The sequence below is a fragment of the Ktedonobacter sp. SOSP1-52 genome (assembly GCF_016587395.1).
Genome location: NZ_BNJH01000003.1, coordinates 672,782 through 696,540 on the forward strand (window position 1 = coordinate 672,782; position 23,759 = coordinate 696,540).

The 23,759-nt window shown below is 54.1% G+C and carries 22 protein-coding genes; 6 read left to right on the top strand and 16 right to left on the bottom strand.

Annotation, left to right across the window (positions count from 1 at the left end; translation table 11 throughout):
* Window positions 1-60 precede the first annotated feature (60 nt).
* From JMJ16_RS28520 to JMJ16_RS28530, 3 genes are all read left to right on the top strand, one after another.
* On the top strand, window positions 61-630 hold the full coding sequence (locus tag JMJ16_RS28520) for a GNAT family N-acetyltransferase (RefSeq protein WP_201387119.1): 570 nt from the start codon (window positions 61-63) through the stop codon (window positions 628-630).
* A 116-nt stretch (window positions 631-746) separates the two neighbouring features.
* On the top strand, window positions 747-2,084 hold the full coding sequence (locus tag JMJ16_RS28525) for a cytochrome ubiquinol oxidase subunit I (RefSeq protein WP_201387121.1): 1,338 nt from the start codon (window positions 747-749) through the stop codon (window positions 2,082-2,084).
* A 2-nt stretch (window positions 2,085-2,086) separates the two neighbouring features.
* On the top strand, window positions 2,087-3,127 hold the full coding sequence (locus JMJ16_RS28530) for a cytochrome d ubiquinol oxidase subunit II (protein WP_201387123.1): 1,041 nt from the start codon (window positions 2,087-2,089) through the stop codon (window positions 3,125-3,127).
* A 76-nt stretch (window positions 3,128-3,203) separates the two neighbouring features.
* Here JMJ16_RS28530 and JMJ16_RS28535 read toward each other — a convergent pair whose 3' ends face one another.
* Together JMJ16_RS28535 and JMJ16_RS28540 are read right to left on the bottom strand one after the other, a co-directional pair.
* Entirely contained in the window at window positions 3,204-3,719 is a 516-nt protein-coding gene (locus JMJ16_RS28535) for a PRC-barrel domain-containing protein (RefSeq protein WP_201387125.1), read from the bottom strand.
* A 102-nt stretch (window positions 3,720-3,821) separates the two neighbouring features.
* Window positions 3,822-4,079 carry a hypothetical protein gene (locus tag JMJ16_RS28540; protein WP_201387127.1) on the bottom strand — a complete coding sequence of 86 codons (258 nt, stop codon included), beginning with the start codon at window positions 4,077-4,079 and terminating at the stop codon, window positions 3,822-3,824.
* A gap of 317 nt (window positions 4,080-4,396) precedes the next feature.
* Between JMJ16_RS28540 and menA the strand changes: the two genes are divergently transcribed.
* Window positions 4,397-5,344 (top strand): 1,4-dihydroxy-2-naphthoate octaprenyltransferase, encoded by a 948-nt coding sequence (menA, locus tag JMJ16_RS28545; RefSeq protein ID WP_201387129.1) that lies wholly within the window; start codon window positions 4,397-4,399, stop codon window positions 5,342-5,344.
* A 73-nt stretch (window positions 5,345-5,417) separates the two neighbouring features.
* Here the strand turns inward: menA and JMJ16_RS28550 are convergent, their stop codons facing one another.
* From JMJ16_RS28550 to rpiA, 6 genes are all read right to left on the bottom strand, one after another.
* Window positions 5,418-6,065 carry a histidine phosphatase family protein gene (locus tag JMJ16_RS28550; RefSeq protein ID WP_201387131.1) on the bottom strand — a complete coding sequence of 216 codons (648 nt, stop codon included), beginning with the start codon at window positions 6,063-6,065 and terminating at the stop codon, window positions 5,418-5,420.
* 594 nt (window positions 6,066-6,659) lie between these two features.
* On the bottom strand, window positions 6,660-7,487 hold the full coding sequence (locus tag JMJ16_RS28555; protein ID WP_201387133.1) for an energy-coupling factor transporter transmembrane protein EcfT: 828 nt from the start codon (window positions 7,485-7,487) through the stop codon (window positions 6,660-6,662).
* A complete protein-coding gene (locus tag JMJ16_RS28560; protein ID WP_201387135.1) occupies window positions 7,484-8,371 on the bottom strand; it encodes an ATP-binding cassette domain-containing protein in 888 nt (295 codons plus the stop codon). Before JMJ16_RS28560 ends, JMJ16_RS28555 begins: the two co-directional genes overlap by 4 nt.
* A complete protein-coding gene (locus JMJ16_RS28565) occupies window positions 8,347-9,192 on the bottom strand; it encodes an ATP-binding cassette domain-containing protein (protein WP_201387137.1) in 846 nt (281 codons plus the stop codon). Before JMJ16_RS28565 ends, JMJ16_RS28560 begins: the two co-directional genes overlap by 25 nt.
* An 82-nt stretch (window positions 9,193-9,274) precedes the next feature.
* Window positions 9,275-9,892, bottom strand: coding sequence for an ECF transporter S component (locus JMJ16_RS28570; RefSeq protein ID WP_201387139.1), 618 nt, complete (start codon window positions 9,890-9,892; stop codon window positions 9,275-9,277).
* A 165-nt stretch (window positions 9,893-10,057) separates the two neighbouring features.
* Window positions 10,058-10,753, bottom strand: coding sequence for a ribose-5-phosphate isomerase RpiA (rpiA, locus tag JMJ16_RS28575; protein ID WP_201387141.1), 696 nt, complete (start codon window positions 10,751-10,753; stop codon window positions 10,058-10,060).
* 436 nt (window positions 10,754-11,189) lie between these two features.
* Here rpiA and JMJ16_RS28580 point away from each other — a divergent pair, with 436 nt between their 5' ends.
* Both JMJ16_RS28580 and JMJ16_RS28585 read left to right on the top strand, forming a co-directional pair.
* Window positions 11,190-13,268, top strand: a complete 2,079-nt coding sequence (locus JMJ16_RS28580; protein ID WP_201387143.1) for a response regulator transcription factor — start codon at window positions 11,190-11,192, stop codon at window positions 13,266-13,268.
* A gap of 214 nt (window positions 13,269-13,482) precedes the next feature.
* Window positions 13,483-13,629, top strand: coding sequence for a hypothetical protein (locus JMJ16_RS28585; protein WP_007906414.1), 147 nt, complete (start codon window positions 13,483-13,485; stop codon window positions 13,627-13,629).
* A gap of 37 nt (window positions 13,630-13,666) precedes the next feature.
* Here JMJ16_RS28585 and JMJ16_RS28590 read toward each other — a convergent pair whose 3' ends face one another.
* From JMJ16_RS28590 to JMJ16_RS28625, 8 genes are all read right to left on the bottom strand, one after another.
* Window positions 13,667-14,473: a PspA/IM30 family protein gene (locus tag JMJ16_RS28590; RefSeq protein ID WP_201387145.1), complete on the bottom strand. Its 807-nt coding sequence runs from the start codon at window positions 14,471-14,473 to the stop codon at window positions 13,667-13,669.
* 218 nt (window positions 14,474-14,691) lie between these two features.
* Window positions 14,692-16,242, bottom strand: a complete 1,551-nt coding sequence (locus JMJ16_RS28595) for a flotillin family protein (protein WP_201387147.1) — start codon at window positions 16,240-16,242, stop codon at window positions 14,692-14,694.
* A 6-nt stretch (window positions 16,243-16,248) separates the two neighbouring features.
* Entirely contained in the window at window positions 16,249-17,070 is an 822-nt protein-coding gene (locus tag JMJ16_RS28600; RefSeq protein WP_201387149.1) for a hypothetical protein, read from the bottom strand.
* Window positions 17,064-17,402 carry a hypothetical protein gene (locus JMJ16_RS28605; protein WP_201387151.1) on the bottom strand — a complete coding sequence of 113 codons (339 nt, stop codon included), beginning with the start codon at window positions 17,400-17,402 and terminating at the stop codon, window positions 17,064-17,066. Before JMJ16_RS28605 ends, JMJ16_RS28600 begins: the two co-directional genes overlap by 7 nt.
* Before the next feature lie 156 nt (window positions 17,403-17,558).
* Window positions 17,559-18,098, bottom strand: a complete 540-nt coding sequence (locus JMJ16_RS28610; protein ID WP_201387154.1) for a helix-turn-helix domain-containing protein — start codon at window positions 18,096-18,098, stop codon at window positions 17,559-17,561.
* Window positions 18,099-18,779: 681 nt separating this feature from the next.
* Window positions 18,780-21,221, bottom strand: coding sequence for a penicillin acylase family protein (locus JMJ16_RS28615; RefSeq protein ID WP_201387156.1), 2,442 nt, complete (start codon window positions 21,219-21,221; stop codon window positions 18,780-18,782).
* Between the two features lie 244 nt (window positions 21,222-21,465).
* Entirely contained in the window at window positions 21,466-22,926 is a 1,461-nt protein-coding gene (gene cysS, locus JMJ16_RS28620) for a cysteine--tRNA ligase (protein WP_201387158.1), read from the bottom strand.
* Window positions 22,927-23,353: 427 nt separating this feature from the next.
* Window positions 23,354-23,557: a hypothetical protein gene (locus JMJ16_RS28625; RefSeq protein ID WP_201387160.1), complete on the bottom strand. Its 204-nt coding sequence runs from the start codon at window positions 23,555-23,557 to the stop codon at window positions 23,354-23,356.
* Window positions 23,558-23,759: the final 202 nt, after the last annotated feature.

Consider the following 23,759-nt stretch of genomic DNA (forward strand, 5'->3'; position numbering starts at 1 on the left):
TGGCGGCTATCATTTGGTTACACGGCGCAATTATAGCATATCTCAAGGAGGGAATATAGCATGACCGATTCTAGACTCAGCGATGGAAGCAGACAGATGACTATCCGCCCGGCGCGTGTGGAGGATGCTCCAGGGCTTACGCGCGTGCATGTTGATAGCTGGCGCACAACCTATCAAGGCGTGGTGCCCGATGCCTACCTGGCAGCGCTCTCCTATGAGCGGCGTGAACAGATGTGGCACACGATCTTGCAGATGGAGCAAGGAGATGATGCAGCCTCTTTCACTTGTATAGCTGAAGATGAAACCGGCAGGGTTGTAGCCTTCGTGAATGGAGGTAGGAAGCGTACGGGTATCTCAGGCTATGATGGCGAACTCTATGCCATCTATTTGCTTGCTGAGATGCAGGGGCGAGGCCTGGGACGGCGTCTCGTGGGTACTCTGGTAGAGCAATTTGTGCGCCAGGGAATGACATCAATGGCAGTCGTTGTTCTGGCTGATAATTCGGCGCGCTATTTTTATGAAGCGCTGGGAGCCACGCTATTGTGCGAGCAGGAAGATGAGATTGGAGGCAAGAGGCTTACAGAACTGGTCTATGGCTGGTCTGATATTCGTCCCCTCTTGCTCTCATAAGTTTCTTCTGCTTCGGTTTGTCGCTTGCTAGCCTGGCGCCTACAATATGACAGGACATGCTTTTTTATGGCATGATGTGTGCTGGTAGATAGAAACAGGAGAACAAGGGGCATCTTATGGGAGATTTACTGGCCGCGCGTGCCCAGATGGGCACCTCGCTGGCTTTTCATATCATCTTCTCTGTCCTGGGCGTTGGCCTGCCACTGCTGCTATGTATCGCCGAAGGCCTGGCGCTGAAGACAAAGAACCAGACCTGGATGCTGCTCACGCGGCGCTGGGCGAAGGCCGCGGCGATTCTATTCGCTATTGGCGCGGTCTCAGGCACGATTCTTTCCTTTGAATTGGGATTGCTCTGGCCAACATATATTGAATTCGCTGGCCGGGTGGTTGGTTTACCCTTCATGCTAGAGGGTTTTGCCTTCTTTCTGGAGGCGATCTTTCTGGGCCTCTACCTCTATGGCTGGGCTCAGCTCTCGCCACGAGCACACTGGCTCTGCTCCTTCCCCATCTGGATTAGTGGCCTGGCCTCGGCCTGGTTTATTGTCAGCGCGAACTCCTGGATGAATACTCCCGCTGGCTTTGTCTTTAAAAATGGGCAGGTCGTGGATATTCGTCCTTTTCAGGCCATCTTTAATCCCAGCACGCCCTATCAGACCGTGCATATGATGCTGGCATCCTATGTGGCAACTGGTTTTGCGGTCGCCGCCGTCTATGGCTGGGCCATGCTGCGAGGGAAGCGCGATGACTACCATCGCAAGGGCTTGATGCTAGGGATGCTGATGGCGGTCGTTGCCGTTCCACTCCAGATTGTCAGTGGCGACTTTAACGCACGCTTTCTCGCCAATTACCAGCCAACCAAGTTCGCGGCTATGGAGGCGGTCTTTAAGACCCAGGATGGTGCGCCGATCACAATTGGTGGCCTGGTAGACCCGAGCACAGGCGAGGTGCGCTATGCGCTGGAAATTCCCAGGGGCCTGAGCCTGCTAGCCTATGCTAACCCTGACGCCAAAGTGAAGGGCTTGGAGCAAATTCCGCGTGATGACTGGCCAAATGTGCCCCTGGTACATCTCTCCTTTGATGGCATGGTGAGTTCGGGCTTCTTTATGCTCTTTATCGCCTTTGTCTACTGGCTGTTCTTCTTCCTCAGGAGGCGTAAGGCCCCTGAACATAAGCTCTTGTTGTGGGGAATCGTTGTTTCAGGTGTGCTAGGCTTCCTGGCGGTGGAACTGGGATGGATGGTCACTGAGCTTGGTCGACAACCATGGACGATCTATGGCTTCTTGCGTACACGGGACGCGGCCACAACCGCACCCTGGTTGAACGAGAGCTTTTTGGCCTTCACAGGTATCTATATACTGCTAGGTGTAGCACTGGTCTGGCTCCTCTTACGTGTGGCGCGCACGCCGATGCCGCGGCTGGTGCCGCAGGAGCAAGCTCAGAGAGCGGGGGTATAAGTATGGATGTAGCGTTAGCGGCATTGATTGTGCTCTGGTGGGCCTTGATTACCTACGCGGTGCTGGGGGGAGCCGACTTTGGCGCGGGAGTGTGGAATCTCGTTGCCTTTGGCCGCAGCAGGCAGAGGCAGCGCGAGCTTATTCATCACGCGCTGGGTCCCGTCTGGGAGGCAAACCATGTCTGGCTCATCTTCCTGATTGTGGGACTGTTTACCATCTTTCCCGCTGCCTTTGCAGCTCTGAGCATCGCGCTCTTCCTCCCACTTACCTTTGCGCTGATTGGTATTGTCTTGCGAGGAGCTGCCTTTATCTATCGCTACTACGCGACGGATGCCGAAGGCACGTTTGCCAGCAGCTGGGAGACGGTCTTTAGTGTGGCAAGCCTGCTCACACCATTTACCCTGGGACTAAGCGCCGCCGCGGTCGCCAGCGGGAAGCTATTGCCAGCATCCGGGAAGCCGGACGCCACCTATATGGCTTCGTGGTTGAGCCCTTTCGCGCTCGTCATTGGCTTGATGGCGATAGCCCTCTGCTCGACGCTGGCCGCGGTCTACCTGGCCGTTGAAGCCAGCTCGGCCCATGATGATGAGTTGGCCGGCTTCTATCGAAATAGTGCCTTGATAGTAGGCGCGATTACGGCGGTTCTTGGCGCCCTAGGCTTGGCATTGTCTACTGTATATGCTCCCTTGCTGTGGAATGGTATGCTCACACGCGCATGGCCTGTCGTCATCGCGACGATGCTCATTGGGTTGGGAACCGCTGCCGCGCTCTTCTTTCGGCGCTATCGAATCGCGCGTGTGGTCATAATTACTGAGGCTGCTTTCTTGTTGAGTTCATGGGGTCTGTCACAGTATCCGTATATTCTACCACCGCACTACACTATTGATGGCTCGTCCAACGAGGCTTACGTGATTGAGGTGGCGCTGATCTGTGTGCTCGCGGGGATGGTGCTCCTTGTTCCCTCGCTCTACTACCTTTTCTCGGTCTTCAAACTGCCCTATCCTGCTCCAGGTATCCGCCGTGAAGATAAAAAGCCAGTGTAAGGGTATGGTGACCGAATGGCAAAGCCATTCGGTCACCATACCCTTACACTGACTAAATCACGTCGTGGCGAGAGGCTTATTGAAACGTTTGGGCGACGGCATCGGGGATAACGATGACATCATGTCCATAGCTGGCCACCTGATTGGCGCCAAACATGTGATGGTGCCCGCTGAGTTTCTCGCGTAGGCCACCGGCCAGTTCAAAACCGGCCAGGCGCACCTGTGTTGGGTCAACAACATCCAGTAGGATATTGCCAATGGTTCCTACAACGGTGCCGCCTTCGCTCAGGACACGATACTGGTTCAGGACACTTGCCAGGGGTAGGGTTGCCAGGTGGCTGCCCTTCTCTTCTTTGGCCAGGTTCTTCTCGCTGTCAAAGGTAATGGCATCGACACCAATGGCTTTGATATGCGCGAGAGGAAGCGCGTGATGTCCAAACAGGCCAGTCTTTACCTGGAAAGCGTAAATAGCGCTTGTCTGTGGCTCGAAGTAAAAATCTTCTATGGTTCCCACTTTCTTGCCTGTATCCAGAGATACTGCCGCTATGCCCTTTAACTCAGTCCATTTCCTGATATTTGCTGGGGTTTGCATGCGCCTCCTCCTTGCGGTGGTGCTCTAGAATACCATGGAGAAAGGGTCCGTTTGCTCTATTCATGTGGAAGACAAAACGGACCCAGTACTTACACGAAGCTTCTAGTGTGAAGGCTTCAGGAGTTTATGGAACAGGCCGAAGAGCAGGAACGTAGGGGGCCATTGACCAACAAAGAGGCTCCAATCACGTTTTTTGGTAGAAAACAGAAACGCCGAAGCTACAATAGAGATGAGCGCTGCCCAGTACCAGACCTCTTCCGAGACCTGGTCTGTGACGCGAAAGTATTGATCATGGGCGTCTTTAGGAACGCTCTTAATGGTGTGTTTCTCGTGTGAAGTGCCAAAATCTATATTTGCCATTGCTGAATCTCCGTTTCTTGAATCTCTGTCTGTCGATAACATCAGTGTGAGAGAAGGAGACAACGGTGAAGCGTTTGTCTCATGATGCTTCCTCTCCGCGTTTGTGTCTTGTCACCAGGCTTTGCCTGTATCACTGTATGCACACAAAACCTTTGACTTCAGCTTATGTAAGAGTTACTATCTTTAGTATAGAGATGTTTAACAAAGGCATGACATAGATCTAGCCTCCTCAGGCTTGTATCTATCGGTCTACATAGAGGGTGTTCTGCCCACTGTGACCATACAAACAAAGATACAGAACGGGTTAAAACGGCATTATGAGTGAAAACATTGTTCAACCATCTGTAGGGAGCAAGCAGCCCGGCTGGAAATACTGGTTAAAGACTGCGCGCCTCTTTACCCTGGTGGCGACGGTAAGCCCACTGCTGGTTGGGACGGCTATTGCTGGATATGAGCGGACCTTTCATCCCCTCATCTTCCTGACAACCTTTGTCTCCTGCCTCTTCTTGCAGATTGGCACTAACTATTTTAACGAATACTTTGATTATGCCTATGGATTGGATCATGAGGGGTCTCTGGGGGCTTCGACTGTGATCTTCCGTAACGAGATGAGCGCTGGTCAGGTGCTTGGTGGTGCTATCGGCTGCTTTGTCATCGCGGCCCTCCTGGGGATTCTGCTCGTGTTTCTGGTTGGCCCAGAAATCCTCCTCTTTGGTCTGACTGGTCTCTTAATCGCGTACTTCTATAGCGCTCGCCCCTTCAAGTTAGCCAGTCGCGGCCTGGGCGATATCATGGTTTATATCGCCATGGGCCTCTTGATGACCTGGGGTGCCTACTATGTCCAGATTCAGCACTGGTCCTGGCCGGCCTTTGCAGCCAGCATCCCTGTTGGTTTCCTGATCATGGCCATCATGAACATGAATAATGTACGTGACTACCAGGATGACCTGGCGGTCAACAAGAAGACGCTCCCAGTGCGTTTTGGCCTAAATTTTGGGAAGCGTTATCATGCCACCTTGCTTATGGGGAGCTATGTGACCACAGTCCTGTTTGTGCTGGTTGGCCTGTTGCCTATTACCAGCCTGATTGTATTGGTCACCTTCCCACTGGCTTTTAGCAATGTACGCTCGGTTTTACAAGCAACAGACCGCAAAGTCTTTATGCTAGGAATTAAGCGGACTGCGATGTTGAATCTGCAATTTGGGGTTGTGCTGACCCTGGGGATTCTGCTCGCTATCTTGATCTCTGGAAGGATCAGTCTCTAGAGCGAGGGCGTATTCTGAGGTAAATAAAGGGAGGTGTAGGAGGGAGACCCTCCTACACCTCCCTTTATTTACCTCAGCTATTCAACTGGCGGAGATAGCTGGTTTCGTTATAGCGCGCCAGGTGGACTGAATCGCCCGTGATATGGAGTTCGGTCATGCTGGCGTTATTAACGCTGAGGCGGCGACTGGCCGAGAGGGACATCTCCAGGAGATGGCCTACAAGCAGGCGAATGACCGTTTTATGCGATACCAGAAGTAGCGTTTGCCCGCTATGTTTCAGCAGGAGTTCGGTCAAGCAGGGGACGGTACGGGCCAGGACGGCCTGCTGTGTCTCGCCGCCAGGCGGATTGACCATCCAGGAGCCTCGATCCCAGGCCGCAAGTTCCGCTGGGTAGTGCTGTTTCAGCTGTTCACGTGGGAGGTTTTCCCAGCGCCCAAAATCCATCTCGCGCAGGGCGAGCCGTGTCTGGATTGGCAGGTTGAGCAGGTTGGCGCTGGGAATGGCAGTCTGCTGTGCGCGCTGCTGGGGACTACAATAGATAGCGTCAATGGCTTCATCTCGCAGGCTCTCGGCCAGTGCTCTAGCCTGGAGCAGACCTGTATCGGTCAGGGGGAGTTCGGTGGTCCCACAACAAACATCATCGCGACTGGCGCTTGTCTGTCCATGACGAACAATGAGCAGGCGTGTGGTGGGGAGGTTGGGATAAATGTGGCTGGCCATGCAGGCTTCTATATCCTCTTTTCTCTTTATATGCGCGTGGCGAGAAAACCACGAGGTCTTCAGCCTCGTGGATGAATCGCCAGACCGCCCCTTGTTCTTGTGAGCAAGAGACGATCCATTGACTCAAAAAACGCTGCCCGAAAGCAGGTGATGCGTATCTCTTCGCTACCACGCCCTTTTCAGGTGGCGCGGCAGCCACGAAGAGAATCCGGCTTCATCTCGACAAGGTTCAAAAGGCTTTTTGCACCTGGATCACCGGACCTTCCCTCAGTCCTCCTTAAACCCAGGCGACAGAGCAGCGGTCTGATGCGTCAACCACTGGCGTCATGACCTAGCGAACGTAGCTCTCATTTCTGGGGCTGAGTCTGGTGAACTCAGGCTTCCGAAGAAGCTACTCAACTGAAGACACGAACTTCCGAAGAAGCCGCTGTGTCTTCAGCTCAGCGGTAGTTCACTTGCATATCTATGAAGTGCTGGCTACAGCATATCATATTCCTTCTTGCTTCGCGCTTGCGGCACTCAGGGATAAAATAAGAAAAAGTTGCTATGGATGGGCAGACTTCGCCTGCCCATCCATAGCAACTTTTTCTTATTTTAGGGGAGAGTTTGTGAGGCCAGGAAGATGAGGGCGCAACTGAGCAGTGTCACGAGGGAGGCGAGCAGGTCGAAGCGCGCCCAGGTTAGCTGGCGGCGTCGGCTCCTTCTCCAGCCACGATGAAAACCGTAGCAGCGTGCCTCCATGGCGGTGCTGAGCGCTTCGGCTCGTTTGAAGCCGCTGAGAAAGAGGGGGACGAGTAGGGGGGCGATTTTGCGCGCCCGTTGCAGAAAATTGCCCTGGTCAAAACGCACACCACGCGCGGCCTGGGCTTTAATCAGGCGCTCTATTTCGCCGGTGAAAATGGGTACGAATTTGAGCGCGATGATAAAGACCATCACGAGCGTATTGGTGGGAATACCTATGCGCTGGAGTGGAGAGAGAAGCGCCTCCATACCATCGGTCAGGTCGACGAGCGATGTGGTGAAGAGCGACATCGAGAAGAGATAGTAGAGAAAAAGCACGCGCAGAATGACCAGGACGCTTGTATGTAGGCCTTCAAGCGAGATGCTCAGCATCCCCCAATGCCAGTACATTGTCTCTTGCTGGCCCGTGTAGAAGAGCACCTGAAGCACGAAAATAAAGGCAAGAAAGCCCAGGAAGGGGCGGAAGCCGCGCAGCACATAACGTGTAGAGATGCGCGAGAGAATCTGTATCAGAATGCAGAAGAGCAAGAGGCCCGCGAAGGCTGAGAAGCTTTTAATGAGTGAGGTAACGATAATAAGCAGGATGAGGCATAGGAGCTTGCCACGCGGGTCCATACGCGTCAGAGGCGAGTGATTATTGATGAATTGACCAAAGGTGATGGTGCGCGAGATTTCAATCATGATCGTTGCCCTCCACTACGTATTCTAAGCTCCTCATGCTGTACTATGGCCTCTTCCAGTTCGTCGAGCGTAAAAACGGTGGTTGGGAATTCGGGATAGTGCTCGCGCAAGACCAGGGCAATGCGGACCGCCTCCGGTAACTCTATTCCAAGCTTCACAAGCTCATTAGCGCGCGCGAGGATCCCGCGTGGTGCACCTGAAAAGGCGAGTTGTCCCCGGTCCAACACATGAATGGTGTCTGCGAGGTCCACGACCTCTTCCAGGCTACTAGAGGCATAGATAATCGTCATCTGCTGGGTCTGTTTCAAGTGTTCAATGAGGGCCAGCAATTCTCGCCGTCCACGCGGATCGAGTCCCGCTGTCGGCTCATCGAAGATAATCACAGCGGGCTGCAGAGCCAGGACACCGGCGATGGCGACGCGCCGTTTCTCGCCTCCACTCAGGGCGTAGGTATAGCGTGTGCGAAAGTCTTCATAGAGTAGCCCAACATCCTCTAACGCCGTTTGCACCAGCCGCCGCGACTCGGCGAAAGAGGCTCCCTTCCGTAATGGGCCGAAAGAGACATCCTTACCCACCGTCTCCTCAAAGATTTGTGACTCGGGAGACTGAAAAACGACGCCAACTGAGGTGCGCAAGCGTTCGCGATCAAAGGATGGGGCCGTCACATCTTCTCCCCGAAAGAAGAGCGTCCCTGGCGCGGCTTTAATCAGTCCAGCCAGGATATCGACCACAGTTGATTTGCCGGAGCGGGTTGGTCCCACCAGGGCGGTAATCTGGTGTTCTGGAATAGTGAGCGATAGACCACGCAGGGCTTCTGTGGCGAAGGGCGTATCGCGCAGGTAGGTATGACGCACATCTTTTAATTCGAAGAGTTCGAAGAGCATAGATCCGCCTTTAGTTGTTCGGGAGTGAGAATGACGTCAGAGAGGTGTTGCCAGCCACGGGCGCGCAGGCGCTCTCCTAGCCGCGTGACCATGGGAACATCCAACCCAAGGGTTTCTAGCTGATCAGCATGTGAGAAGATCTCACTGGGCGAGCCATCCAGCAGAATCTCTCCCTGGTGCATGACGAGGACACGCTGGAAGGCTGTAACCTCGTGCATAAAATGCGTGATATGGATGACGGCCATGCCCCGTTCGCGTGCCAGGCGTTGCTCCGTGGCGAGGAGCGAGCGTACCAGGTGACCTGGCAGCATCGTGGTAGGTTCATCGAGCAAGAGGTAGCGTGGGCGCATTGCCAGTACGCCAGCAATGGCGACTTGCTGTTTCTGCCCTACAGAGAGGTCGCTAATGGGAAGCTGCGCTGAGGCACCCAGCTCCAGGCTGGAGAGCGCCTCCTGCACTCGCTCCTCAATCTCGTGGCGAGGGAGACCTAGATTCTCTGGTCCAAAGGCAATATCGTCGATGACGGTATTGGCGACGAGTTGATCATCGGGATTCTGGAAAATAACGCCGACGCGCTGGCGAATGGTCCATAGGTCCTCACCACGCGCGGTTGTGGAGATATCATCAACGCGTACCTCGCCCTGGGTTGGATGGAGAATCGCGGCGAGCAGGCGTGTGAGCGTGCTCTTGCCTGAGCCATTGTGACCGATGATCGCCACAGTCTCGCCTGGCTGGATGAGCAAGTTAATATTGCGCAACGCAGGAGGGGTTGAGACCTCCTGCGTATTGTAGTGAAAGGTAACGTTTTGAACTTCAAGCATAGTGTTTATCTGGTTTATCTGTAAGTAGGGAGTGGAAGCGCAATAGTCCCGGTGTCCTTACGCGCCGCATATCTCCCCGGCGCTAATAGGGAAGTTCCTCACGAGCCTTGGTCTCCGGAGCATGCACGAGGCGTTGCTGAACGATAGCATAGCTGCGTGCCACCGCTTCGGCGAAGATGGCTGAGATAATCGCCTCGGCGATAACCTGGGGCAGGAAGCTTGCCAGGATAACGCCATTGGCGGGGATATAGCCCCTGATCATGCCCATGGAGATTACCAGGACCGAATTCGTCAGTGAGCCGATGGCACCCGCGCTGATAGCCGCCACGTCGAAGCTGAAGCGTTTGAGCGCGGCGAAGGTTGCCCAGGCGGTCAGGCCGATAAAGATACGGGGTAGGATCGCAACAGTCGGGTCCTTAAAGAGCGGGCTAGAGGCATGTAGGAGGCTCATCAGACCAAAAATAAAGCCTGTAAGCAGGCCGACGATTGGGCCGCCGACGATGCCGCCAATAATAGTAGGAATATGACCTGTTGTCGCGTTACCAGAGACATTGGGAACCGGGATAAAGCCGATGCCAGGGATGAGGGTGATACATACCGTAAGGCCAGCAAGCATCGCAGCAATGACGATTCGCTCGGTCGTCAGTTTCCATGGATGTGTGGGATCCATGCTTTGTGTCTTCTGTTCAACTTTGCTCAAGCGAACACTCCTTCGTGTTGGATCTATGTTTCTCTGCTCGCGCGCGAGCTAAACGTAGATCAAGGTAAAAATAGCTAGAGAAGCCGGATGCATTCGTGGATATGGATCTATTGTTGAAATATACCCGGCAATTCCTATGACTGTCAAGAATATTCATAGAAGATGTTAGGGGAGGACCTGGACTCCGTGAGGCCCACCAATGAGGGCCTGTTGAGCCATGCCGAGAAAGAGGCCTGTCTCGACGATACCGACAACATGGTGTAACTGTTCGTCCAGGGCTGCGGGATCAAGAATGCCATCCGCGAAGGTGCAGTCGAGAATAACGTTATGGTTATCAGTAATGAAAGGCGTGGTGTTGCCACCGCGAAGCTTGACCGTTGCCCCAAGGTTGGTCAACTTGCGTGAGACCAGGGGGGCGGCGAAGGGAATGGCTTCAATGGGCAAAGCGAAGCTTTGTCCCAGGCGTTGCACGAGCTTGAGCTGATCGGCGATGACAACAAAGCGCCGCGATGCGGAAGCCACGATCTTCTCGCGCAGGAGCGCCCCTCCCCCGCCTTTGACGAGGTTAAGCTGGGAGTCGATTTCATCAGCCCCATCTATATAAATATCCAGTGAGGGATGAGTGGCGAAATCGGTGATAGGAATATGGAGGCTTTGTGCCAGTTCCTGCGACGCGAGCGAGGAGGAAATGGTACCCGCGATGTGTAACCCCTGTTGCATGCGCCTGGCAAGTGCCTGAATGAAGAAGGCCGCCGTTGAACCGGTACCCAGACCTACTAACATGCCATCCTCAACTAACTGAGCTGCCGCCTCGCTTGCAGCCTGTTTCCACGCGTCACGATTTATTTCCTGACCAGTCATAAGAGCATCTCCAAAAAATAAACGAAATTATTCAAGAGGAGGGTTTACTATGAAAAACGCTCCCCTGTAGGGGAGTATAACACGCTGGAAAAGGTGCATCAAACCGTGAGCGTGAATGGGACTTCCCGCGCCCAATTCGCGAAATTATTGCCATCCATAGTGCATCGTGATACACTCACAGAGATAGCTTTTTAGAGAAGAATATCGCATTTAAGCAGTAGCGCAAGGGCCAAGAGCCTTGCGAGAGATGTCATACGCGTATTGAAGACTTGCGTATTGCAATTTGCTGAAGGAAAAATAAACACCTGTTTTGTAACGCAGCCGGTAGCCTTTCATAAGCCGCAGTTGCCAGGCTGCGGTTAAACACGTCTGAAAGCAGAAAAAAGCGTCCAATGAGAGAGCAGAACAGGGCAGGTCTGTTGTAGGTGGTAGAATAATGTCAAGTATATCGCGCATATTTGTGATTGAAGATGATGAGCATATTGGCCAGCAGCTCGTAAATGCCTTGCGCAACGACGGCTATGGCGTCTGGGGCGTCACCAATGGTGGTGACGCCGTACGTGCGTTATGGGCCGATGAGTATGACGTGGTGATATGCGATCTCGACGCACCTGGCATAGAGGGATTTGAATTGCTGCAATGGTTGAGGGCATATCATCCCAATACGCGTACAGTATTATTGGGCGGCATAAAAGCGGAGAAGATGCGTACGCAGGCATTAGAGAATGGTGCTGTGAGCTACCTGGAGAAACCGCTAGATGTGCGCTTGCTGCGAGAAGAGCTGCGGCGTATGCAGGATGATACTGGTTTTACCGTTGACCTGGATTCCTTTGATCTGCTGGATGTGATTCAAATCATTACGATGAGCCGCAAGAATATCGCGCTGCTGGTGAATACGGGCTTGGAGGAGCGGGGACTCCTGCGCTTTCAGAATGGTGAGCTTGTATGGGCGGAGTACGGTTTCTTGCGAGGCGAGGAGGCGTTTTTTGCGCTCGCTGCTCATAAGAATGGTACAGTGATTCATCAGCCCTGGAATGGGCAGGTGATTCCTAATGTGAAGCAGCCGTTATCACGTTTGATTATGCAGGCCCTCCAGTATCGTACCAAGTATGGACAGGGGGAGATGCCCCAGCCGACGGGCGCTCAGCCAGTGCTCAATGCTCTCTCCTTTGATGATATTGATGATACCCCCTTTGGCATGGTGGCTACGACAGAGGGAGCCTCAGGACAGATACCAGTACAGCCCTCGGGCGCTTTCCCCGCCACCAATGGTATGTATGATCTCTCGGGCCAGGTCCCGGTCATAGGTGGTATGCCACAACCATCGGGACAACTTCCAGCGCCCAATATCGCTGGTGTAATGCCTGGGCAGTTCTCCGTTCCTGAAACCTCCGGCAGCATGTCCGACATATGGCCCACGCCTGGCTCCCCTTCCGGGTCGATGCCAGTTGTAGGGAATATGCCATTTATGCCTGAGACAGACCAGGATTTTGGAATTTCTACGCCGCTGGGGCAGATGAATCAGACGCCAGCGAGTGGCATTCACTCCGCTCTCTCACAGGGGCTAAACGCTGGGAGCGGAAGTTTCCCCGCGCAGCCACTGGGTCAACCAGTGCCTGAGAGTGGACTACGTGATGTAATTTTTGGACCCGCAATTACACAGCAGGATGAGGGTGGTGTTGGGATGAGTGATGAGGCACAGAAGGAGTGGTGGGAGCGCACAGGCGAATTGCCGCGCCTGGATGAAGCTACGATGCGCGAGTGGAGCAAGGGACAGGTAGCAAACACGAATGGCTTGCGGCCAGCCGCGCAAGCTGAAGCGGGCAATGATGGGCAGGCTCAACTTTTTGCCCCACAACCATCGATGCAGGTGCCCCAGGATATCTTGGCGCAGCAGCCCCTGCCATCATGGTTAACGGATCAGCCCACCGCTTCAAATTTACCGGTTATTCGGCTAGGTATGACGGAGCCAGGACAGGTAAGTTCACCAGCTCAGGGCGGTGAGTGGAGTGACCCTTACCAGGCCGGTGGTTCGGGTCCAGTCTATGGATCTAGCGGACTGTATCCCCTGCAACAGGGGAGTGGTATGCAACCAGCGGTCAGGTCTGAAACCGTCAATGAGGTGGGGGGAGAGACGATGCGCCGGCCCGCAATCACCAATAATCATTTGCAATCCTTCCAGGCGCGTAATACAAGTAGCCCGTTGCCTATCAATAATTCCATACCCGGCGTGGAAAGCGCCCAGGCTGACCAGAGCCAGAATCGCGATGCCTTTAACTATCCTGCCCTCATCACGGCTCTTCAGACGTTGGGCTACTCAGTCAAGGGTTTTGTCGCGGCAGCCGTGGTAAGCATGGAGGGATCCCCACTGGCACAGATCTCCGTTGATGATAGCGATGTCACACCCCTATGTGCTCCGCTAAGCGCGATGATGAAGAGTGCCCAGCAGGGAGCAGAGCTAGGTGGCTGGGGGCATGCGAGGATGTGTTGCTCCGCAATGCTGGACGATATATAATGGCGCGCATAGTGGGTAGCAGACGATCAGCCTTTTTAGTAGTCATTACTACTCATGAGGCAAACCCCGCGGAGAGCCTGAGTATTGTTGCAAATATCGAGAGCGCGGTGAATGCTGCATTATAGGCGGTGTGGTGCCCCTGGCTGCCGCAGGCGCGAGGGCCCAAGTACCTAATTGGCACATGATGTTATCTAGCAGGAGCGAAGGAATAGTTATGAGCGGAAGCAAGAGTATAGAGCAGACACCAGAGAAATCCCAGGAAGAGAAGGAGAATAATCGCTTCTCCTTTATGGTAGGAATTGGTATCGGAATCGCTATCATTATCTTGTTATCGATTGCCTCTCTGGCCTGGAACTGGTAACAAGCTCTCCCTGGCGTGATCGGATGAACCTGGCTCCTCAGCCCTGTTCGGTGTTGAGGAGCTTTTTGAGTTGGTCTAGATTTAGCTCTCCTGAATTGGGGAGATGAGGAGGCGTAGGCGGATTGGGGGTTAATTGATCCGTTGTGCGCCTGGTAGACGGCGTGCTGTTGCCTTCAATTGGTGTCTCTGAGAACGTCGCAGGCTTGGATGCGCGTTTTCTTAACTGCTGTAGTTGTAACTCGAGGTTTGACGTTGTCTTCGGTTGGGGATTGGCCGCCTGTTGCTGGCGCTGAACCTGCGCACGAGCGCGTATCTCTTCTTCGCTAGAAGATGTAGGGCTGGATGTACCATCCACTGCTGACTCGCGCTGTTTATTGAGAGCCTCAAGGACGCGTTGTTGAATAAGGGCGTTGCGTTTACGCGTCTCCAGTGTCTCGAGCGTGGTCTGGACCTCGGCTATTTTCCCTTCAAGCTGGCGCAGGGCCGAGCGAAGCATCGAGACGAGGCGATCCTGGTTTTGTTTCAGGTTAAGGAAGTGCTCTGCCTGACGTGTAAGGTCGTTATAATGCACAAGCGCGTCGCGCGCTGCTTCATCGTTATGTTGCTGTACCGCTTGCTCCGCCTTATGGAGCCAGCTTTCTGCCGTGGCCTCACATTCTTGTTGGCGTTTTTGTAGCTTTATCCCCTCTGCGATAGCGGTCGCGACCTGCGTTTTAACTTGCACAAGTTGATTGCGCATATCGAGATGAAGTTGTTTGAGCGCTTTCTCGGGATCGTCAGCGTTCTCCACAACCACATTGAGATTTGCCCGTAGCAGGGTGAGCACTCGCTCCAGCAGATTCATAAGCTTCTCTCCCGATATTGTGATATAGACAGCGGCAGTGCCAGCAGGCGCAGATGAGTACTGTTATGTATAGACGTATAGAGCTGATAGTGCAGCTCTATGTTTCATTACGAAACAGATGAAATGGGCGCTTCGAAAAGATGACCTTTGGGAAGGGAGAGGCGGGAAAGGGCATGAGATTATTCTCGTCTGCCCTTTGCCCGCCGTAATCCAGGTGACTATGACTCTTTCGAGCTATCTCCACTGGTAACCTCAACCGTCCCGTTGACCTTGGCTCCATTGGGAGCACTGCCGTTCTGGTCCGAGAGGCCTGGAACGTGGCTCATGAGATCGCCGATACGAGTACCGCTTAGCAGTTCGAAGAGCGCGGGTACCTGGGCCGCCATATTGACGATATCCCCGGTCAGGCGGCTGGCGCCCACACCATCTGAACTACCATTGGAGCCGGTCGAGACAATTGTGACCTTGTCGACCTTGCTCAGAGGCTCGGCGATGGCACGTACTACTTCCGGCATGTTGGAGAGCAGTTTGTCGAGTACAGCTGCCTGGTTGTACTCGTGGAAGGCTGCGGCCTTGACCTTCATGGCGTCGGCTTCCGCTTCACCCTTGGCACGAATGACCTCGGCTTCGGCGAGACCTTTGGCGCGAGTAATCTCGGCCTCGGCGAGACCACGAGCGCGTGAGGCGTCGGCCTCAGCCTGGCCTTTGGCGCGTGCGGCCTCAGCCTGACCTTGAGCCTCGAGAATCTGGCGCAGACGGTCGGCTTCGGCAACCGTCTCAACGCGGCGGCGCTCGGCCTCAGCAGCTTTCTGAATCGTTGCTTGCAGCTCGAGTTCGCGGCGTTGAATTTCAGCCTGCTGCACTTTGATCTGGGCCTGTTTCTCAACCTCGGTAACCTTGACGGCCTCGGCGACGACCTGCTGCTGCGTCATGTTGGATTGGACATCATAGGATTTGTCTGCCGCGGCCTGCTGGCGTTTGACCTCGGCCTCGAAGGAAGCCTTTTTCATCGACAGGTTACGTTGTGATTCAGCCTGGAGGGCGAGAGACTCGGCTTCGGCTTTCACGCGCTCCTGGTCGGCCTGGGCGCGGGCAACGGCTGCCTCACGTGAGGCGCTGGCTTGCTGGATCTGCGTATCGCGTTGGGCCAGGGCGGAGGCGATATCGGCCTCTTTACGGATGCGCGCGATCTGTGGGCGACCCATATTGGTGATGTAGTCGTTCTCGTCGCGTACATCTTTAATCGTGAACGAGATGACTTCAAGACCCATCTTATCCATATCGGGGCTGACGGTGCGCAGCATCTTGCCGCCGACGCTCTCTGGATCTTTCACCAGGTCCTCGACCGTCAACTGACCGACAATACCACGCAGGTGACCCTCCATTACCAGGCGAATCAGGTTCTCGCGATCCTCGCGGGTCTTGCTGAGGAATTGCTCGGCGGCGGTCTTAATGCTCTGCTCATCCGAGCGTACCTTAATCTGGGTTACGGCTTCGACATTGACGGCCACGCCCTGAGTGGTATAGAGCGCCTGGGTAGGTGCAACATCGAAGGACATCAACTCCAGTGAGAAATCCTGTGCACGCTGGAAAAGCGGCACGACTAACCTGGCTCCTCCGGTGATGACATCTGTTCCATTGGTGCCATAGACGATCAGGGCTTGGTTAGGACCAACCTTGCGCATGAGGCCGCCAATAACTCGTAAAAGAATAAGAATTACTACAACGAGGACAACAGCCCCAATGGCAACAGTAAGTGTGAGGTCCATTAGTCCTTACTCCTTTTGCATATTTTGACGCATAACATAAGTATCTTGTGCTTCTAAATTGTTGAGAAGAGCCTGTAACTCATCTACTTCACCTGTATCGAGCTTATCACCCTCTTGCTCAATGAAGTGTTCCCAGGTGTCAACCTCGGCGATTCCACGCTGGTAGTTGAGCACAACAATCTCTTGCCCACGCTCCAGACGTCTGCCATCCAGGGTACGGGCGGGTATGCTCTTGCGATGCCCCCCAGGTGAAACATAGATGATCTCGCCGAGATTATTGCTAGGAATAGTCTTGTTGACCTTTCCTACCAACCCCGTTCGCTCCGAGATATCCTGTACAGTCGAAGCTTCACTTTGCCCAATTAAGCGATCAAGCAGGCTAATAATAAGAACTGCTACAATGAAGCCGCCAACGACAGCCCCAATGATAGTGAATGGAAGCGCTAGATTAGTGGCATTATGAAACATGTAGCCAAAGAAGCCAAACCAGAGCAGAAAGAGCACAATCGCGGTTGGATTGAAGAGGGAGAGAAGCGAAAAGTGATGACCAGCATCGCTGCTCTGGGTCCCCGTGTGTTGACCATTCGCCGCATGTGTTCCTCCATTGCTGTGGATGGCCGGGGCATGTGCGGCATGAAAGGGATCGCTCACATGGGTCTGGAAGCCATGTACCAGGCCATGTCCTACGCCATGTCCCACTCCCGCATCGTGCCCAACTGCCGCGTGTCCGTGTCCAAAGTGGCCAAGGAAGGCTACAGCGAGCAGGAAGAGAAGCCCAAAGAGAAAACAGAAAAGAAAGACAAGTGAGAGCGGATCAGTTGCTAGCATAGCACGGCTCCTTTATCTCCAGGTAGACCACATTTCCGGTTCGTTCCTGCTGGCGCCCGGTCGAAAGCTTCGACCAGGCTAATAGCTGTAGCGACCATGCCAGCAAGGCCGCTCGCAAGCGCGATAGAAAGATAAAAGGGAAATGGTGTAATACCCAGCAATGTCAGCCAGGGAAAGAGCTTGTCCGAATAAAGCGCGATTGCGCCAACTAGAAGCGCACCTAACAGCAGGACCGAAGGGACCAGAACCGGGTGGCGCTGCAAGAGAGGATTACGGGCCAGGGGCAGTCCATGCACCTGAACATTCTGTAGTCCGGTTTGACGCATATGCACGATGATAAGACCTTTTCCTTTCTCGCGGCTACCATATGAGCACGTTCTATCTCCAACCTGAATCCGCTTCGGGTGCGACGATGGTGCATGCCTTGTAGACGCGTTACGCTGGACATCTATTAACTAAGACGTAAGTTCGCCGGAAAGATACAATGGTTATAGTACTTCTTCGTTCCCAAATTCTTCAAAATAGGCGGCGATTTGATCATTCTCTGTAACAGGCTCCGCGTTGCTGGTTAAGGCTTCGGCGACGGCCCCGAGTTCCTCAAGTGAGAGCGTGGCCAGGCGTTGAAAGAGCGCCAGGTAGCGCCGGGGATCGGATGTGCTGGCGAGAAACTGCAAAAAGCCTGACAATTCAGGTTCAGAGCGCCACTCCGCAGCACTGGCATCCAGCCAGGTGCTCAAGCGATCATTTCCGGTGTCAAGCGAGGTCAACAGGTCGGTGCTAAAGTCGGGCGGATCATCGACAAGGTAACCGGGATGGACATTGAAAAAGCGCGAGAGCAGGTCGCGACTCGATGCAGTCAGGTGCAGGCGCTTACCGCTCTCGAGCTGAGAGAAATAGGCCTGGCTGATGCTCGCGTCAAGCTCTTCCTGCATCGCTTTAACGACTTCCATCTGCGTCATGGGGCGATTATAACCGCGCAACTCGCCTTCGACGGCGCGCAAGTGTTTGATTTTTTCGGCTAGTTTCATTCTGATATACACAATCAATAATAACTATTTGTTATAAGGAGTATAGCTGTTTGCAATTGTATTTGTCAAGAGGGAAAGCTCAAGAAGGGGAAATTTGTCGGATTCTGCCTGCGGAGACGCGATATAACCTTGTTTGTATGTGCTAATCTTAGGATAAAGTGCCTACGCCTTTTTAAGCTTTGCTTGCACAAGAGATTATAACTTACTGGTTGGTAAATGAGTATACAAAAAGCCTAAAAGTAGTATTTTTGTATACAGAACCCTCTTAAAAACACGTAGGGTCCAAGCTAGATTGGACTTTTCCTGCCCACGGGATACGCTCAACCAGTGGGGCCAAGGCCATGCCAGCATGGTTCCTACAAATTACCTGGCAATCAGGCGGTTTGTTAAAAGGGTGTAGGCCTTTCTTGAGGTTAGGGAAGGCAACAGGCGCATAAAAAAGGAAAGGCTTGCTTGGTTTGGGGGTATAAGCAAGCCCTGGATCCTGGTAGAAATGACCTGTCAAAGCCTGTGACTCACTCTGTCAGGACATAGCTATACTATACAGGGCATTTCTCAAGAAAAGTTCAGAACTATGTAAAGTTTTTTCTATATTTTGATAGATTTTGGGGGCATAAGAAGGGGAGGGTGGAGGAGATTGACACCTGTTCAATCTCCTCCACCCTCCCCTTCTTATGAATCTTATTGGTGAGGTGGGTGGAGGCTGAGCGTGCCTTCAGCCAGGGTTTCGATGTGTTTGCGCTCGAAGAGCATGGGATGGTGGCGCACATCAAGCCACATCTGGATGAAGTCGTCATAGTGGGGACTGTTGGGATGTCCCGATTGGCCTGGGGCATGCCCTGAGAGCGAGTGGGTCAGGTCGGACAGGTCTAGAATCTGGCGATAGGATGGTACGGTAATGACCGTATCGGGATTTTGGGGCGAGACGGCGCCCATATTAACTGTGTCTATGTCGCCACCAACGGCAAAAGGGCCACGATTAAAGGTTTTCTCCAGCGCCCTGACGCTACCAAGGGGATGGTTATAGGTCATGCGATGGACGGAGCCATATTGCCAGTTGAGGATGTTTTCGCCACGGCGATCCCGTAGTTCGCCAAGCGTGGCCTCAAAGGCGGCGCGTAGGGCTGCCTCCCAGGTGCGAGGACCATTGCGCATCACGCTGTCGGTGAACCAATCGTCGTTATGCTCCTTGAGCAGGCGGATGAGTAGGGGGCGCTCGCGGCTGGCGTAGCCGTTCATGGTCGCGAGGATGGTCGCGCCTACGCCCAGGTAGCTGTTGAGTAACTCCTGGTCGTCTCCGATAAGCACATCAAGCACAATGCGCGCAATTTTGCGCAGGAAGGTGGTGTAGATGGCTGCTCCGATGCTGTCGGGAGAGAGGACATGGTTCCAGGTGCGTAGAATGTCCTGTGCGGCGCGCTCATGAGGTGTTCGTGGCTCGATCTGTAAGATGTAGGGTACAATCTCTTCCGCAGGAATAGAGTACCGATCGGCCTGGATGCCTGCCATGTCGCTGGGCGAGAGCTTGCCGCCGCTAGTGAGCAGGTCGCGAATACGCTGGGCGCGATAGCCATTGAGCCACTCATTGCTGATATAGTAAGGATAGTTGTCGTCGATGACGCGGTTGTTTGCCGTGGCGATAAAGTGCTGGTCGGGATTAAAGGTTTGTGGAAGCCCCTCGAAGGGAATGTAGCCTTGCCACTCATATTCGCCAGTCCATCCTGGTGAAGGCAAGAGCGCCTGCTGGTCTCCAGGACGAATAGGGATCGCGCCAGCCATGATATAGCCGATGTTGCCCTGGCGGTCGGCGTAGACAAAGTTTTGCGGCGGTACATCCCAATCGCGCAGGGCATCACGAAACTCATCCCAGTTGCTGGCGCGATTTATCTTTTGTACTGACCAGGCGATATTGCACTGCTCAAGGCCCGTCCAGCGAATGGCGATGGGAAGCTCACTTGCTTCACTCTTGCCTGAGTCGAGAGCCGGAAGATGGGTAATGATGGGGCCGTGACGGGTCACGCGGACATCTTCGACCACGGTGTCCGCGCCCTTGACTTTGATGACCTCGCGGTAGATCTTCGCCTCTTCCCATTTACCCTGGTATTCATACTGGTGCGGGTTACCGGGATTAAATTTCTCGACATAGAGGTCCTGCACGTCAGAGACGGCATTGGTGACGCCCCAGGCGATATCGCGGTTATGCCCGATGACCACTCCGGGCGCGCCGGGGAAGGTGGCGCCCACGACATCGATATCACCGGCGTTGAGGTGGCATTCAAACCAGATGGAGGGCGCGGCCTGCCCCAGGTGTGGGTCGTTACAGAGAATAGGCGAGCCAGTTGTTGTCATGGTGCCATCTACGACCCAGTTATTGCTACCACCCAGCATACCGAAGCCTGCGAGTTCCTTCAGGCGCTCATACTGGTCGAGGAGTCCCGCATTGATGCCCTGGTATGCCACGCCAGGTGGAATGATGAGTGGGTGTGAAGGATCATAGCCTGCTTCGAGCTTGGCCGCACGCTCGACGCCGATTTTCGCGATCAGGCGCGCACGGGTAAGCTCGGTTTCCCAGTTGCCGCTGAGGTTCCAACCAATCATCTTCCCCCATTGGAGTGAGTCGGCCTGGGTCCAGGGGGCGGGCTTGAAGCGTAGGATCGAAAACTCGACAGGCAGGCGATGCTGGTGGTTCTGGATGAAGGTATTGATGCCCAGTACATAGGCATCGAGTATGCGCTTCATATGGGGAGTGAGTTGCTGTACAGACTCGATTGCGGAGCGGTGCATGCCTAGCCGACGGCTAAAGCGGTCGGCTTCAAGCGCGATGGGACCAAAAATCTCAGCCAGGCGTCCCGAGCCGATGCGTCGATTTAGTTCCAACTGCCAGAGCCGCTCCTGGGCATGGATATAGCCCTGAGCGAAATACAGGTCATCCTCATTCTGAGCATAGATATGGGGAACACCGTAGTGATCGGTAATGATCTCAACCTGCTCATGCAGTTCTGAGAGGTGCAGGGTGCCTTGCTTCTGTGGAAGAGAGCGTCGTGAGAGGAGCCTGAAGGTGCCAGCGGCAAAGCCAGAGAGATCACCAGCGGTCTGTAGGGGTTTGCGCCACCAGGGTGCCATGTCGTGCCCTCCTTGTATGTTTAGCAGGTAGGTAGGCGCTACACATAAACCTGCGAAAAGCTTATGTGTAGCGCCTGCACAAATTTTGTATGATGCATAAAAATAGCAGCAGGGTACATATTTGTGCCCTTACTGCTATTCTACCTCATAGGGTGCTTGCCTGTCCTGCTTGAAGAGTAGAACGACGCTACTTGCGTACGCGTCTACTTCTGGAAGTAGACGCGTACGCAAGTAGCGTCACTCCCTAGGCCAGTTCGGTACCCCTGGGGGTATCGCGGACCTCGAAGCCCAGGGCCTTTAACTCATCGCGGAGTTGGTCGGAGCGCTTCCAGTTCTTGGAGGCCCGTGCTTCGTCGCGCTGGCGTACGATCTCCTTGACCTCGTCGCTGATCTCGAGTGGTTTCTTGGGCTCGACAGTATCAAGCCTCAGGCCAAGCACACGATCAAAATCGAGCACGAGATGGCGGCGTTCGGCTGGCTCTATCTTCGCGTTGCGCACGGTCTCACGCGTCAGCACCAAGGCGGTCGGCAGATCGAGATCGTTGTTGATCGCCTCGCGGAAGGCATCGCGAAGGCGCTGGGCCTCCTCTGACCAGTTCGCTGTTTGCTCGGTGATGGGCAGTTCGGCCAGGTCATCGCGCAGGTTGTTCAGCGCGTTCTGCGCGGCCTGAATCGAGTCATCAGTATAGTTAATCTTGGAGCGATAGTGGGCGGTCAGCATGAGGTAGCGGAAGGCCATGGGATCAATGCCCTCCTCTTTGAGCGTGCTGACAAGCAAGACATTGCCCCTGGAGCGCGACATCTTGATGCCATCATCGCCATTCTCGTTGCTGGCCTTCATCTTGCGGTTGCCAATGATGAGAAACTCACCATGAACCCAGTATTTGACCGGCTCTTTGCCGAAGGTACCCTGGCTCTGCGCGATCTCGTCCTCGTGGTGGGGGAACATCAGATCGAGTCCGCCCGTATGGATATCGAACTGCTCGCCCAGGTACCTGGTTGCCATAGCGGAGCACTCGATGTGCCAGCCGGGGAAACCAGAACCCCAGGGGCTATCCCAGTTCATCTGGCGGCCTTCGTCACCCTTCTTCCAGAGGGCGAAATCCTCGGGAGAGCGCTTATCCTCCGCAACCTCCATCTGTTCGCGACCATGGCCGCCGGCGCGCAGGTTCTCTACTGTGTTGCCGGAGAGCTTGCCGTACTCGGGAAACTGCGCCACATCGTAGTAGACATTACCGTCCGCGATATAGGCCAGGCCCTTCTCAACCAGTGCCTGCGTCATCTCCAGCATTTCGCCGATGTGGTCGGTCGCCTTGGGACTGAGGTGAGGTGGCAGGATATTGAGTTCAGCGGCATCACGCATATATTGCTCGGTGTAGTGCTGAGCGATATCATAGGCCGAGCGCCCAGTTGTGCGTGCCTCGTACTCAAGCTTATCCTCACCGCTCTCTACATCATCGTTTTGTAGATGCCCTACATCGGTGATGTTGCGCACCAGGTAGACATCGTAGCCATTGTATTCAAGCATGCGGCGCAGCCAGTCGGTCATCATAAAGGTGCGGAAGTTTCCGACGTGGATATCTTTATAGACGGTAGGGCCGCACGAGTAGATGCCCACGCGGGGTGGGTTGAGTGGCTGAAAGAGTTCACGTTTACGGGTCAGAGTGTTGTATATATACACTGGTTTGTCAGTAATGGTCGACATGAGCTTTATGGTCCTCCTCTTGCGTGTATGGGCGGTATATAGTTTACCAGACGCTTTGTCTCTCTGCTAGCGGGTCCTATAGCAGATTACTATTGCTGGCGAGCATATGCAAATGCGCATAAAAGATTGCGAAAACGGGAAGTGAGAGGAGTAGCTCAGGCGGGGACGTGCGGAGAGAAAGAAAGGCTCTAGAGAGTGTTCTTGCTGGTCAATGCATTACACAGAGAGGCAGCACGTCATTACGTCCACGGAGGGCTGAGCTACAGAATGAAGGGCGGCCTCCGTGAACGCAGCGACAGGCGCAAGAATGAATTTGTTGGCGCTGCTGCGTATATGCGTGCACGATGAAAAACTCCAGGTCGTGATGTTTCTATATGCGTGTAGTATATCATATCGGCACAGGACTGTATAGCATAAAGGGTGGCAGCTAGCGGCCTGTCTGCGCGCGCTGGCGCGCCAGCAGAAAGAACATGAGTGCGATAACCAGCGAGGCGATGCCAGTAATAATATGAGACACGTGATAGTCGAGGAGAAAGAGTACAAACCAGCCCAGCGCAACGATCGACCAGGCAAGGGAACTGATATACCAATTGTTAAGCCAGCGGGCGAGCCAGGACCTGGTACGAGACATGTGACAAATCTCCCTTCGTCGCTAACAAGAGCTGCTGATTTTGAAGCAACGTATGTGCGTATGATACTACAAACTTCATTATAAATGATAGGCACATAAACCGTCATTTGCCAGTGAATTTTGTGTACAGCGTATCTTTGAGGTTCTGGTAAGTAGGATAGTAGACCCTGGCAGTCGCAGGCTGCCAGGGTCTACTATCCTA